Raw genomic sequence first — 13,467 nt, forward strand, 5'->3', positions numbered from 1 at the left:
CAAGTTACAGGAGTTTACTTGGAGGATTCGGAATTCCTTTTCGGCAACCGAGTCGACGCCGAGAGGCGCCAATCGATGTAGAGGCCGCTCACCCCGGCAGCAATACACACACCGGAGAGCACGAGTAGTACTGCATTCGTGTGTCCGCCGATGGCGTCGCCGAGGACGACGATGCCCACCGTTCCCGGCGCCATGCCTATCGCGGTGGCCACGGCGAACGGTACGAGCCGAATCGAAGAAACGCCACAGCAGTAGTTGACGACCGAAAACGGAACCGGTGCGATCAGCCGGAGAGATCCCACCGCCAGCCATCCGCGTCGAATCAGACTGTCGTCGATCGCGCGAACGGCAGGATGGGTCATCCTCGCGGCGAACCACTCTCGACCGATTATCCGAACGAGTAACAATGCAAGAACGGCGCTGAGGGTCGACGCACCCACCGCGACAGCGATGCCGGTGACCGGACCGAACAGAACTCCGGCAGTGAGGGTGAACAGCGTTCGCGGCACAGGCGGAATGGTCACGATCGCGTGGACGAGAAAGAACACGAGCGGAAAGACGGGCCCGATCGACAGCGCCCAGTGCCGAAGCTGTTCTGCCGACAGATGAGGTGCCGACACCGCTGCTACTGCCAGGGTTGCGAGAAGAACCAGGATGCCGATCAACCGTGGATCTCGCAATCGCCTCGTCACGATCAACGAGCCTACCTGCGTCGAAGCGTTTCGCGCCGCGACCAAACTACCTCCGATTCGAACATGAGGTGATCCTCACGATACTGTCGGAGGGATCGGGTTTCACATCACAAAAGTCGCTATTGTCGACCGACTCTCGTCGATCGAGTTGAGGGAGCAGTCATCGTGCCCATTGCTTCACAAGAAGACGCCTCACGCACTGCGTATGCCGCCTGGCAGAAGGCGGTTGCCGGAGTTCTGGCGAAGTCGCGCAGAGTCGACGTCGCAGATCTGCCAGAGGATCCTGAGCGTCTCCTCGAGACCACGACCTACGACGGGGTGACGATCTCACCTCTCTACGGTCCTCGTGACGAGCACCCCGAGAACGCACTCCCTGGAGTGTTCCCTTTCGTACGTGGCCGGGATGCGGCCCGAGACGTCAACGCTGGGTGGAAGGTCAGTGCCAGGTTCGGTGTCGGTGAGTCGGACGCAGCGAAGGTCAACCGGTCGATACTGGACGGCTTGAACAACGGTGTCAGCGCACTCTGGCTCCGCGTCGGCGAGAGCGATCTTCCGGCAGCTTCGATCGCCGAAGCAGTCGACGGCGTCCTGCTCGATCTCGCACCGTTGGTCGTGGACGCCGGCAACGCCACCGAAGCAGCCGCTCACGCAGTGTTCGAATTGCTCGACCGGATCACCGCCGAGAATACGGAAGCGGTGGACATTCGATTGGGTGGTGCCACGCTCACCTCACAGTTCTCAGGGGCACCCGCACCTGAACTCGCAACACTCGTAGACCTGGCCGCACAGTCGGACGCCCGCGCAGAGACCGTTCGCGCGATCACCGTCGACGGCACCGTGTTCCACAACGCCGGAGCCGGCGATGCACAGGAACTCGGTGCAGCAGTTGCTGCCGGCCTCGAATACCTCCGTGCTCTGACGTCGAGTGGTCTCTCCATCGGAGATGCACTCGGGCAACTGGAGTTCCGCTTTGCAGCGACCGACGACCAGTTCCAGACGATCGCGAAGTTCCGCGCGGCACGCGTGTTGTGGTCACGCGTCGCGCAGGTATCCGGTGCGCCCGACGCCGGCGGCGCTCCGCAGCATGCGGTCACATCGGAAGCGATGATGTCGCAGCGCGATCCGTGGGTCAACATGCTTCGCACCACTTTGGCGGCATTCGGCGCGGGTATCGGCGGAGCCGACGCGATCACCGTCCTTCCGTTCGATGTGGCGCTGGAGGGGGGAGCGGCCGGAGTGTCGAAGACTTTCGCGGCGCGAATCGCAAGAAATACGCAGCTTTTACTCCTCGAGGAGTCTCATCTCGGGCGCGTTCTCGACCCGGGTGCCGGCTCTTGGTACATCGAGCAACTCACCGATGACATCGCCGAGAAGGCATGGGCTTTCACCCAGAAGATCGAAGCCGACGGTGGTTACCGTGCTGCACTCGAGTCGGGGACCCTCGCGTCGTCGATCGCGGAGACCAAAGCCGCTCGTGATTCCGATGTCGCTCACCGCCGGACGCCGCTCACGGGTGTCAACGAGTTCCCCAACCTGGCCGAGGCGCCGCTTGCGCCGGTAGGCCCGGAGCAGGCGGGCACAGCGCCACGGGTTGCTCGGTACGGAGCTGCTTTCGAAGCTCTACGTGACCGCTCGGATGCATATCTCGCCGAGCACGATGCGCGGCCACTGGCGCTGCTCGTGCCGCTCGGTTCGGTAGCCGAGCACAACGTACGGACGACTTTCGCTGCGAACCTATTGGCTTCGGGCGGAATCGAGTCGCAGAATCCAGGGCCGTTGACCGAGTCGAGCATCGCCGAAGCCGTACGCACGGCCGGCGCTCGTATCGCGGTCGTGTGCGGCACCGACAAGCGATACACCGAAGAGGCCTCGTCCGCAGTGAGCGCGCTCCGCGCTGCCGGCATCGAACGGGTACTTCTCGCCGGGCCCGAAAAGCTGTTCACCGATATCACCGGCCAAGGTCGGCCGGACGATTTCTTGACCGCCAAGGTCGACGCCATCGCAGTTCTGTCCGATCTTCTCACCAATCTGGGGGCCTGAGAAATGACCACCAACGAAGCCGAACCACGGGTAACTCATGTCATCGGTAGTTTCGCCGATGTTCCACTGAAGGATCCGCAGTCGCCGCCTCCGTCCTCGCCCACGGCCGAAGAAGCATCGGAGCACATTGCGGCGGGTGCAAAGGCAAACAACTACGCCGCCGAGCAGGTTGTGTGGTCGACTCCCGAAGGTATCGACGTCAAGCCTGTGTTCACCAAGGCCGATCGCGATGCCGCCGAAGCCGAGGGCTACCCGCTCGACAGCTATCCGGGCACGCCGCCGTTCATTCGTGGGCCCTACCCGACGATGTATGTCAACCAGCCGTGGACGATTCGTCAGTACGCCGGATTCTCCACTGCGGCGGAATCGAATGCGTTCTATCGGCGAAATCTCGCAGCCGGACAGAAGGGTCTGTCGGTTGCGTTCGATCTGGCGACCCACCGCGGGTACGACTCGGATCATCCGCGCGTACAAGGCGATGTGGGTATGGCCGGTGTAGCGATCGATTCGATCTACGACATGCGGCAGTTGTTCGACGGTATCGATCTCGGCAGCGTCTCGGTATCGATGACGATGAACGGTGCGGTGCTTCCCATCCTCGCGCTGTACGTCGCTGCGGCCGAGGAGCAGGGCGTCGGGCCGGAGAAACTTGCCGGGACCATTCAGAACGACATCCTCAAAGAGTTCATGGTCCGCAACACCTATATTTATCCGCCGAAACCGTCGATGCGGATCATCTCGGACATCTTCGCGTATTCGAGTGCGAATATGCCGAAGTACAACTCGATCTCGATCTCGGGCTATCACATCCAAGAGGCCGGTGCGACAGCCGATCTCGAATTGGCGTACACCCTTGCCGACGGCGTCGAGTACATCCGCGCCGGACTGGCCGCGGGAATGGACATCGATACGTTCGCGCCTCGGCTTTCCTTCTTCTGGGCCATCGGGATGAACTTCTTCATGGAGGTTGCCAAGCTGCGTGCAGGCCGGTTGCTGTGGGCAGAGTTGGTGGCGAAATTCGAGCCGAAGAGCGCCAAATCGTTGTCACTGCGCACACATTCGCAGACTTCAGGATGGTCTCTGACTGCCCAGGACGTGTTCAACAACGTCGCACGCACGTGTGTGGAGGCGATGGCCGCAACCCAGGGGCACACGCAGTCGCTACACACGAACGCACTCGACGAAGCACTGGCGCTGCCTACTGACTTCTCAGCTCGAATCGCCCGTAACACGCAGTTGTTGATTCAGCAGGAGTCGAACACGGTACGACCGATCGACCCGTGGGGCGGCTCTCACTACGTCGAATGGCTCACTCACCAGCTCGCGAACCGCGCACGGGCACACATCGCCGAGGTCGAAGCCGCAGGAGGAATGGCGCAGGCTATCGGCGAAGGCATTCCGAAATTGCGGATCGAGGAAGCAGCTGCACGAACCCAAGCGCGTATCGACTCCGGGCGCCAGCCGCTCGTCGGCGTCAACAAGTACGTGCCGGACGAGCCCGACACCATCGAGGTTCTCAAGGTCGAGAACTCGAAGGTCCGCAAAGAACAGATCGACAAACTGAAGCGCCTGCGCGAGGAAAGAAACACCGAAGAGGTGGAGGCTGCGTTGGCGAACCTGACGCGTGCAGCGGCGTCCGACGAGCCCGGTATGGAAAACAACCTGCTGAATCTGGCGATCGACGCTGCCCGCAAGATGGCCACGGTCGGAGAGATTTCCGACGCACTCGAGAAGGTTTACGGGCGGCATCAGGCCGAAATCCGGACAATCAGTGGTGTGTACCGCGACGAAGCAGGAAAGTCCGAGAACCTGATCAAGGCGACAGAGTTGGTGGAGAAGTTCTCCGAGGACGAAGGTCGACGTCCCCGCGTTCTGGTGTGCAAGATGGGCCAGGACGGCCACGATCGTGGCCAGAAGGTCATTGCGACTGCGTTCGCCGATATCGGATTCGACGTCGACGTCGGACCGCTGTTCCAGACTCCTGAAGAGGTTGCGCGGCAGGCGGCCGACAACGACGTACACGTCGTCGGTGTGTCCTCACTCGCCGCAGGCCACTTGACGTTGGTGCCTGCACTTCGGGAAGCGCTCGCAGCAGTCGATCGGCCCGACATCATGATCGTCGTCGGTGGCGTCATCCCGCCCGGCGACTTCGAGGAGTTGTATGCCGCAGGCGCTGCCGCGATCTTCCCGCCCGGGACGGTCATCGCCGATGCCGCTATCGGGCTTGTCCAGAAGATCTCCGAACAGCTCGGTCACGGCAACGGGCCGGAGCCGCAAGAGGCGACGGCGTGATCGCGACGTACTCGGATGAGTAGCGCGACCAGAACGCCGCTGAATATCGATATCGACGCAGTGGCGAAGTCGGTCCTCGCCAATGATCGTTCCGGGCTTGCTCGGGCGATCACGTTGGTCGAGTCGACGCGAGCGGATCATCGCGACCTGGCACAGCAACTGCTTCTGCAACTGCTGCCGAAGGCCGGTGGCGCGCATCGCGTCGGCATCACCGGAGTTCCCGGGGTAGGGAAGTCGACGTTCATCGACGCGCTCGGCATGCGGTTGATCGAACAGGGTCATCGGGTCGCGGTCTTGGCCGTCGATCCCTCGTCCACCCGTACCGGTGGGTCGATTCTGGGCGACAAGACCAGAATGGCTCGGCTGTCGGTGGAGAAGGACGCCTACATTCGGCCTTCTCCGACGTCCGGCACTCTCGGGGGAGTGACGCGGGCGACCCGCGAGACCATCGTGCTACTCGAAGCCGCTGGATTCGACGTGATCCTCGTCGAGACCGTCGGTGTCGGTCAGTCGGAGGTGTCGGTTGCCAACATGGTGGACTGCTTCGCGTTCTTGACTCTGGCCAGGACCGGAGATCAGTTGCAGGGCATCAAGAAGGGTGTCCTCGAGCTCGCCGATCTGGTAGCAGTGAACAAGGCCGACGGCAAACACATCATGGAGGCCAAGAGCGCGGCGAGGGAGTTGGCCGGCGCGCTTCGGATGATCTATCCGCACGATGCGATGTGGAAGCCACCGGTTCTCACTATCAGCGCGATGGAAGGGACCGGGCTCGACGACTTCTGGAACACCGTTCTCAGACATCAGCAGGTGCTCACCGATGCCGGTGAGTTCGCCGAAAAGCGTCGACGCCAGCAGGTCGACTGGATGTGGACGATGGTCAACGATCAGATGCTGCGCCGGATCGCACAGAATCCTGCGGTGAAAGCTATTCGTCTCGGCGTCGAAGAGCGTGTTCGCGACGGGTCTTTGACTGCGGCATTGGCAGCGCAGGAGTTGCTCGATACCTTCGATGCTGCCGCGCCGCCCGCGTGGACGTAGTTCGACCGTGAACATCCTGTACCCCTGACCGTGCCGAGGAATCGGTAGCTCAGGGGTACAGGCGTGCGGCCATCGCTCCGATGCGTTCGATCAGGTCGTCGAAGAATGCTTCCGGATCTGTTGTCGATGCGATGGCTGCGTTGAGCGGGCGGCCCCACATCCCTCTCCAGTCCGCGACCGTTGTTCCGCGGGTGAGGGTTCCGTCCAGTTCGATATCGACGGTGGCTGTGCGCAGGGTTGCGATCGCGGGATTCAGGGCTACGGCAGCGACGAACGGATCGTGCATGTGCGCCAGGAATCCTTGGTCGTGATCGCGATGAAACTTCATGTAGAAGCGGACTGCATCGGAAAGGTGGCGCACTACCGCGTTGGACGCGGTGGATCTGATATCGGATCCATCTGTCTCCGAAATGATCTCGCGCGGTGTACTTCCCGCGCGTTCGGCCAACCGCGCGATGTGGTGGGGGAGCATTTCGATGGTTTCGGTGATGTCGAGTGGACACACGATGGGAAGACGTGCCTCTGGAAGGCCGGAGAATGCCGCGAACACTTCCGATGCTGCCTCCGGATCGACTGCGATATTCCATTCGCTTGTCGGTGTCGTGTTACCGGGGTGCTGAAATGCCCCACCCATCAACACGAGTCGCTTCAACAGTCGCGGGAGGTCTGGATCGATGCGAACAGCCTGTGCGAGATTGGTCATCGGCCCGGTGACCAATCCGACGATCTCGCCTGGCCGTTCGCGTACCAGTTCCACCCAGGCAGTTGCTGCATCACGGTTCGACAGTGAGCGATCGGAAACCGGAAGGTCGGCGTACCCGACGCCGCGTGGGCCGTGCGTTTCTTCGGTCGTCATGAGCGGGGAAGCCAGCGGCACCTGTGCACCCAGCGTCACCTCGATGTTGGTTGCCTTGCACAGGTCGAGCCACGCCAAGTTGTTTGCAGCCACCTGGTTCACCGAAACGTTGCCTGCGGTCGATGCGATCGACAGGATCTCGGCCTCGGGGCTGGCCAACAGGTAGAGCAGAGCCAGGGAGTCGTCGATTCCGGTGTCGACGTCGACGATCAGTGGAATGGTCATGCGGAAGTGGGTCCTCTGTCGTCGTCGAAGCTCGGGGCGTGCGAACCGAGCGGGTGTGCTGGAAACGGGTAGTCGCTGTAGTCCGCGAGCGCAGGTAAGGCCGTCGTCGTAGATCCGTGTGTGACGGTGGAGTCCGGTCCGGGTAACGACGCAGCGTCAGGGTGTTCGGTCCGACCTCCTGCGGAGGTGAGCCAGGACGCGGTTCGCGCCAGTGACACCGATACATCGCAGCCTGATCCCGACGTGCGTGTCGCGGTGAGTGCATCCACGATGCCCGCGGCCAGAAGGTAACCACTGGCATGATCGAGTGCCTGCGCGGGCAGGGTGCCAGGATGGTTCTCGGATCCCTCGATCACCGCTATCCCGCTCGCGGCTTGGACGATGCTGTCGAAACCACGCTGGAGCCACGAAGCGCTTTCCCTAGCACCGTGCCCCCACGCCGAGACCGATCCACACACGATCCCCGGCCGAAACGAGCTGGGTAGGAAGCCGAAGTTCTCGATGGCGCCCGGTCGGTAACCTGAGAGAAAGACATCGGACTGGGCGCACAAGTGTCGAGCCGTATTCAATCCTTCAGCAGTTTTCATATCGAGTAGGGCGCTACGTTTGCCCTGGCCGTTTTCCATGTGTTGCCACCCGATCTCGGGCAGGTCGGGTGGGTCGATGCGCAGAACACTCGCGCCGAGAAGCGCAAGGGCGCGCGATGCAACGGGACCTGCGATTACGCGGGTCGAGTCGAGTACCCGAAGTCCTCGCAGCGGATGCTGTTGTGTCGCAGCGAAGTTGAAGCGTGGCGCGGCATCGGATCGAGGAATGGATCGAACGAGAGGCTCGGACGCAACCGCTGCGCCTACCTCGTGTTCGGCCCACTCCTGCTCGGTGCGGACCCGGACCGCTATCGCGCCGGCGCGTGCGCATCTGCCCTCGATGATGTCGCTGTCGAGCGATCCGATGCGTGTCCGGGCTGCGTCCACGGTGGCTGCTTCGTCGAGGCCGATCGCCCGCAACAGCGCACGTCGATGGTGCGGATAGTTGGCGTGCGTGCGTACCCAACCGTCCGCGCATTCGAAGAACCCGGAGAGTTCGGCAAAGGCGAGTACCGGCTCACCGTTTTCCCGGTACATGCGGTCACCGCTGAAGGACGCGGAAATGCGATCAGGGCTGAGTTTCCATGCAGTGGTATCGAGTCCCACGCTTCGCCGATACCGATCCACTGATGACGCGAACGCTGCGACAGCACCGGATGCGAGTTCGCGTACCGGCAAGACCGCCGACAGTCGATCGCCCCACGGCGCCGTCACGAACTCGCTGCCGTGGCCGGACACCCCCACCGATTTCTCGTACGCCCGCACGAGATCGGTGTAGGCATCGGTCCCGTCCGCTACCGTCACTCCTTGCGAGCCCAGATTTCCAGACCCGCATCCTGGAGGCGAGTCACCAGTGCATCACCGATTCCTGTTGCCGGAGTCAGTACTCCAGCAGCCTCGGGCAGGCTGTCGCGGTTGTGGACAAGAGCGAGTGCTGACTCGCTGAGCATCACCGCGGTGGCCTTGTAGCCTGGATCGCCGTCGGCCTTCACTCGCGACCGGTATCGAGCACCGGACGTCGTGGTCGTGTACACGTCCATCGTGAAGTGACCGTTCTCCTGCGCCTGGGTGCTCGGCCCCTTGCCGGGCTCGGGCAGGATGCGGTCGAGAAGCTTGCGGGGCAGAATTGTCATTCCCACCAACGCGGCGCCGAGCCCGACGGAGACTGCACCGGCAACGACGGGAGACGCGAACGAGGTGCCGACATTCATCACCTCTCGGTAACGAAACTGCTTGCCGTAAGCCCAATCTCGAAGAGCATTGCTTCGCCGGACGACGCGGGTGTTGTACGACGCCATGAAGAACGGCGCTTTCCATCCTCGAACGCTGGGGGAGATCTGGGTGCCGTTGACGACCTGGGCATCGAGTTGGCGACCGAAGTCGGTCTCGAGGCTACGGTCCGGACTCAGAGAATAAGGGCGAGCGGCAAGCCTGCGAAGTTTGCCGTCTTTCTTCATCTCGGCGAGTTGTGTCCGAACCGAGTCGACGGTACCGCCGCTGACGCCGCCGCGCATCGAGGAGACCACGAGGGTGGTGTCGGTCAGTTCACCGGCGCCATCGGCGACGACGGCTGCGTGCAGGACGTGGACACCGATATCGGAGGGGATCGAGTCGAACCCACAGGAATGGACGATGCGGGCGCCCGACTTCTGGGCGATCTCGTGGTTTTTGTCGATACTTTGACGAGCGAAAAGCACTTCACCGGTCAGATCGACGTAGTCGGTGCCGGCGAGAGCACATGCGGCAGCCAGCGGCTGTCCGAACTTCGCGTAGGGGCCGACGGTAGTGATCACGACACGAGTGGACTCGGCGAGAGCTTGGAGCGCCTCTTCGTCCGCAGCGTCGGCCTCGACGATGGGCCACTGCGCTGCAGCGGAGGGGAGAGTGCGTCGAACCGCCTCGACACGGGAAGCAGACCGGCCGGCAAAAGCTACGGCCGTACCTTCCGGTGCGTGGCGGGCCAGATAGTCGGCAGTAAGACGCCCGACGAAGCCTGTTGCGCCGTAGACGACGATGTCGTACAAGCGGGTTGTGTCAGCAGTCTCAGCGGGTTCGGGAACACTCGAAGTCATGTACTCGACAGTAACGTGCATCACGGCAAGAGTCGACGACGCCCACCATCCTCGATCAGCTCGCGCTGAAGTGCCGCGACCGTGATCGGAGCAGCACAAACCCTGCCCACGAGATGGCGACGGCGCAGATTGCCGCAAACCGAACCACGCCGAGCATGCTTTCGGGGTAAATGACCCCGGTGAGGTAGTAGTCGATGAAACCAGTAGAGGGAAGTGCAGATTCGCCCGAACGCACTCGGGCCCAGCTTTCGAGTTGGGTCAGTGGGCAATCGACGCCGATCACTATCGAGACGAACCCCCACGCCACTGCGACGCCGTGGAGCCAGATCGTGCGTCGATAACGCCAGGCGAGAAACCCGCCCGCGACGACATACACGACGAACGCGAGGTGCGCCGCTACCGTGATGTCGGCCAGCGCCCGGAACATCATGAACCGATCCTATGCCCCCAGCTGGTCAGAAAGGCCAGGTGTGGACCGGTTCGCCTTCGTTCATCAACGTGATGTAGTCACCGAGCATCCCGGCCAACGCGGACTCTCGGTCCTCTCCGGCACGCTCGCGTGCCACTACTGCCTCGCGTTGCCAGACCGAGCCCGAACGTCGAGCCAAGCAGCGACCCTCGATTATGCCGAGATACTTTTCGCGCACGGTGACATCCACGCCGTAGGACGCGAGCCCGGCGTCGGCCATCGGCAGTAGCCGTCGAAGGACCAATTCCTGCGGACTCACCGAACCTACTTCCGGCCAGTAGAGCCGAGAGTCGAATCCACTTCGAGCTGCTGAATGCAAGTTTTCCTCAGCTGCATCGAACGACATCTGCGACCACAGTGGCCTGTCGGCGTCAGCTAGCGAACGGACGGTCCCGTAGTAGAACGCGGCATCGGCCAGCGTGTCCACGATCGACGGGCCGGCGGGAAGCACCCTGTTCTCGAGGCGAATGTGGTGACCGCCGGAAGAGCGATCGTAGATAGGCCGATTCCAGCGGTAGACGGTCCCGTTGTGCATGCGCAACTCGGACAGGTTCGGTGTCACGCCCTCGGCCAACGCTGCCAGTGGATCCTCGTCGCTGCAGACCGGCAGCAGCGCTGGGAAGTATCGTGAGTTCTCCTCGAACAGGTCGAAGATCGAGGTGATCCATCGTTCACCGAACCAGACCCTCGGCCGCACTCCCTGATTCACCAATTCCTTCGGCCGGGTGTCGGTTGCCTGCTCGAACAACGGGATACGCGTCTCGTGCCACAGTGCACGGCCGGCAAGGAACGGTGAATTGGCCGCGAGCGCCACCTGTACGCCGGCGAGCGCCTGCGCGGCATTCCAATGCGAGGCGAATTCCTCCGGGGCCACCTGCAGGTGGAGTTGCACCGACGTGCAGGCCGCTTCGGGCAGGATCGTGTCCGTGATCGCCGAAAGATTCTCGGCAGAATCTGCTCCGGGTAGTCGGACCCCGAGGATATCGAGTTCGATATCCTCGCCGCGGGCAGCAAAGATCTGTTGGTTGAGCAGGTCGTACCTGGGATTCGCCGACAACCAGCGATGTTCGAAGTGCTTCTCGGTCAACGTCGGAAGCATCCCGATCATCGCGAGTCTGCTACCCGAGGAACGTGCACGCTCGTCAGCAGAATTGAGTGAAGTCCGCAGATTGCGTTCGAGATCTTCGATGCTGGCGCCGCGCAACGGCTGTGGTGCAACATTGATTTCGATGTTGAACTGGCCGAGTTCGGTCTGATAGTCCGGGTCGGCAATCGCGTCGAGGACGGTCGCGTTGGCCATCGCAGGTGCCATGGCGTCGTCGACGAGATTGAGTTCGATCTCCATCCCTATTTGCGGCTGCCCGACCTCGAATGTCTGCTCCGCGAGCATGGTCGCGAGTGCATCGAGGCAGTCCTGAACCTTCTGTCGGAATCGATGACGGTCCTCCCTGGTGAACTTCCGCTGTTCGACATCGTCGCCCATACCCCAACCACCTATCCGTCACCACGCCCGAGACCGAATCTTCGCAAACCGGTATTCCCTCGAGTGTCGCAGCACAAACGTGTCGACATCACCAGGGTGAGGGGCCGTAGTCCTTGAGGAACTGGCCGTACAGATCGATACCCGCCTCGCCTTGCACGATGGGGTCGTAGACACGTGCCGCACCGTCGACAAGATCGAGTGGCGCGTGGAATCCCTCGTCCGCCAACCGCATCTTCGTCGGGTGGGGTCGCTCGTCGGTGATCCACCCGGTATCGACGGCGCTCATCAGGATTCCGTGATCGAGCATTTCTTTGGCGCTAGTTCGGGTGAGCATATTGAGTGCGGCCTTGGCCATGTTGGTGTGCGGGTGCCCGGGACCCTTGTAAGCCCGACTGAACTGCCCCTCCATCGCCGAGACGTTCACGATGTACTTGCGGCGGGCAGTCGAGGCTTCCATGGCTGCGCGCAGACGGGAGACCAAAATGAACGGTGCCACCGAATTGCAGAGCTGAACTTCGAGCAATTCCACCGGATCGACCTGCTCGACGGTGTGTATCCAACTGTTCGTATCTGCCAGATCCGGCACGAGTCCACCGGCGTCGATAGCGATGCCCTGGTCGATTCGATCAGCGCTCGCCGATCCCGCAACCAACGCAAGAGATGCGACGGCCTCGGCGGTGAGAGATTCTCGACCGCCCGCCGTGATAGCGGTCTCCGGCAGCGAACTCGCCAGCGACGCGGGATGCGCATCACTCGTCGTGCCGAACTTGGTTACTTCCGGCCGAGACCCGGCTGGGATGAAGTCCAGGGACAGCGGTGTCGACTCACCGTCTGCGAGCGCACTGTATGCACCTGCCGAGCGCTTCACCGTTTGCGCTGCGTTGTTGACGAGGATGTCGAGTGGTCCATGAGCGGCAACCGAATCTGCAAGTGCGACAACCTGAGCCGGGTCACGCAGATCGATTCCGACGATACGGAGCCGGTGGAGCCACTTGTCACTGTCCGGCATCGCCGCGAATCTGCGGACGGCATCATTGGGGAAACGCGTCGTGATCGTCGTATGAGCGCCGTCCCGCAGCAGGCGCAGCGCGATGTACATGCCGATCTTGGCTCGCCCGCCGGTGAGAAGCGCGGTGCGCCCGGTCAGATCGGTAGTTGCATTACGTTTGCTCCGGTTCAATGCTGCGCAGTCCGGGCAAAGCTGATGATAGAACGAGTCGACCAGTGTGTAGCGCTGCTTGCAGATGTAGCAAGGGCGAGGGCGAATCAAAGTGCCTGCGAATTCGGTTTCGGTCCGCGAGGTCAGAGATATGCCCGCGGTCTCGTCGTCGATGCGATCCGGTGACCCGGTGGCGGTTGCTTCGACAACTGCCCGATCGGCATCCGACTTGGCCGAACGTGCAGCGACACGGCGTGCTCGTTTCAGGTCCTTGAAAAGTTGCCCCGAGGCGCGTTGCACAGCGATCGAATCAGGATGATTCTTATCCAGCGACCCAGCCTGGGCGATGACACGGAGGCAGATCGCGAGATCGGCCGGCTCGATCGCCGAGCACTCGGTCGACGAGCCGAGCAACTCCGAATCGACAACAGCGTTCCCGTCGACCATCCGTCTTCCTCTCCTTGCTACGTGCGAAAACGACATAAGCCCCGATTCCGGGGAATCGGGGCTTATGTCGTCTGTCTCAACGCAGAACTTCTGGAACTCGCACACAA

10 protein-coding genes are annotated in these 13,467 nt (G+C 62.2%); 3 read left to right on the forward strand and 7 right to left on the reverse strand.

The features are described from left to right. Positions 1-14: 14 nt before the first annotated feature. Positions 15-692 carry a TVP38/TMEM64 family protein gene (locus tag BJD99_RS19950; protein WP_179142429.1) on the reverse strand — a complete coding sequence of 226 codons (678 nt, stop codon included), beginning with the start codon at positions 690-692 and terminating at the stop codon, positions 15-17. A gap of 165 nt (positions 693-857) precedes the next feature. On the opposite strand from BJD99_RS19950, the gene mutA reads away from it, so the two are divergent. The 3 genes from mutA to meaB are packed head-to-tail and all read left to right on the forward strand — an operon-like array spanning position 858 to position 6,062. Then, positions 858-2,732 (forward strand): methylmalonyl-CoA mutase small subunit, encoded by a 1,875-nt coding sequence (mutA, locus tag BJD99_RS19955; protein ID WP_143542236.1) that lies wholly within the window; start codon positions 858-860, stop codon positions 2,730-2,732. 3 nt (positions 2,733-2,735) lie between these two features. Further along, positions 2,736-5,024 carry a methylmalonyl-CoA mutase gene (gene scpA / locus BJD99_RS19960; RefSeq protein WP_084348862.1) on the forward strand — a complete coding sequence of 763 codons (2,289 nt, stop codon included), beginning with the start codon at positions 2,736-2,738 and terminating at the stop codon, positions 5,022-5,024. Positions 5,025-5,039: 15 nt separating this feature from the next. Then, entirely contained in the window at positions 5,040-6,062 is a 1,023-nt protein-coding gene (gene meaB / locus BJD99_RS19965) for a methylmalonyl Co-A mutase-associated GTPase MeaB (protein ID WP_084348863.1), read from the forward strand. A gap of 49 nt (positions 6,063-6,111) precedes the next feature. Here meaB and BJD99_RS19970 read toward each other — a convergent pair whose 3' ends face one another. From BJD99_RS19970 to BJD99_RS19995, 6 genes are all read right to left on the reverse strand, one after another. Then, entirely contained in the window at positions 6,112-7,143 is a 1,032-nt protein-coding gene (locus BJD99_RS19970; RefSeq protein WP_084348864.1) for a nucleoside hydrolase, read from the reverse strand. After that, positions 7,140-8,534 (reverse strand): CoA transferase, encoded by a 1,395-nt coding sequence (locus BJD99_RS19975; protein WP_306294125.1) that lies wholly within the window; start codon positions 8,532-8,534, stop codon positions 7,140-7,142. Before BJD99_RS19975 ends, BJD99_RS19970 begins: the two co-directional genes overlap by 4 nt. After that, a complete protein-coding gene (locus BJD99_RS19980; protein WP_084349011.1) occupies positions 8,531-9,802 on the reverse strand; it encodes a trans-acting enoyl reductase family protein in 1,272 nt (423 codons plus the stop codon). Before BJD99_RS19980 ends, BJD99_RS19975 begins: the two co-directional genes overlap by 4 nt. Before the next feature lie 55 nt (positions 9,803-9,857). Beyond that, on the reverse strand, positions 9,858-10,232 hold the full coding sequence (locus tag BJD99_RS19985; RefSeq protein WP_084348865.1) for a DUF2784 domain-containing protein: 375 nt from the start codon (positions 10,230-10,232) through the stop codon (positions 9,858-9,860). 25 nt (positions 10,233-10,257) lie between these two features. Beyond that, a complete protein-coding gene (locus BJD99_RS19990) occupies positions 10,258-11,754 on the reverse strand; it encodes a glutamate-cysteine ligase family protein (RefSeq protein WP_084348866.1) in 1,497 nt (498 codons plus the stop codon). Between the two features lie 88 nt (positions 11,755-11,842). Then, entirely contained in the window at positions 11,843-13,360 is a 1,518-nt protein-coding gene (locus tag BJD99_RS19995; RefSeq protein WP_179142430.1) for an SDR family oxidoreductase, read from the reverse strand. Positions 13,361-13,467: the final 107 nt, after the last annotated feature.

The organism is Rhodococcus sp. 1163 (assembly GCF_002091985.1).
GTDB lineage: Bacteria > Actinomycetota > Actinomycetes > Mycobacteriales > Mycobacteriaceae > Rhodococcoides.

What these genes read in the sequence shown, in the direction of transcription:
- scpA (WP_084348862.1), top strand. Translation starts at nt 2,736, where the DNA reads ATGACCACCAACGAAGCCGAACCACGGGTAACTCATGTCATCGGTAGT.
- meaB (WP_084348863.1), top strand. Translation starts at nt 5,040, where the DNA reads ATGAGTAGCGCGACCAGAACGCCGCTGAATATCGATATCGACGCAGTG.
- BJD99_RS19970 (WP_084348864.1), bottom strand. Translation starts at nt 7,143, where the DNA reads ATGACCATTCCACTGATCGTCGACGTCGACACCGGAATCGACGACTCC.
- BJD99_RS19980 (WP_084349011.1), bottom strand. Translation starts at nt 9,802, where the DNA reads ATGACTTCGAGTGTTCCCGAACCCGCTGAGACTGCTGACACAACCCGC.
- BJD99_RS19985 (WP_084348865.1), bottom strand. Translation starts at nt 10,232, where the DNA reads ATGATGTTCCGGGCGCTGGCCGACATCACGGTAGCGGCGCACCTCGCG.
- BJD99_RS19990 (WP_084348866.1), bottom strand. Translation starts at nt 11,754, where the DNA reads ATGGGCGACGATGTCGAACAGCGGAAGTTCACCAGGGAGGACCGTCAT.
- BJD99_RS19995 (WP_179142430.1), bottom strand. Translation starts at nt 13,360, where the DNA reads ATGGTCGACGGGAACGCTGTTGTCGATTCGGAGTTGCTCGGCTCGTCG.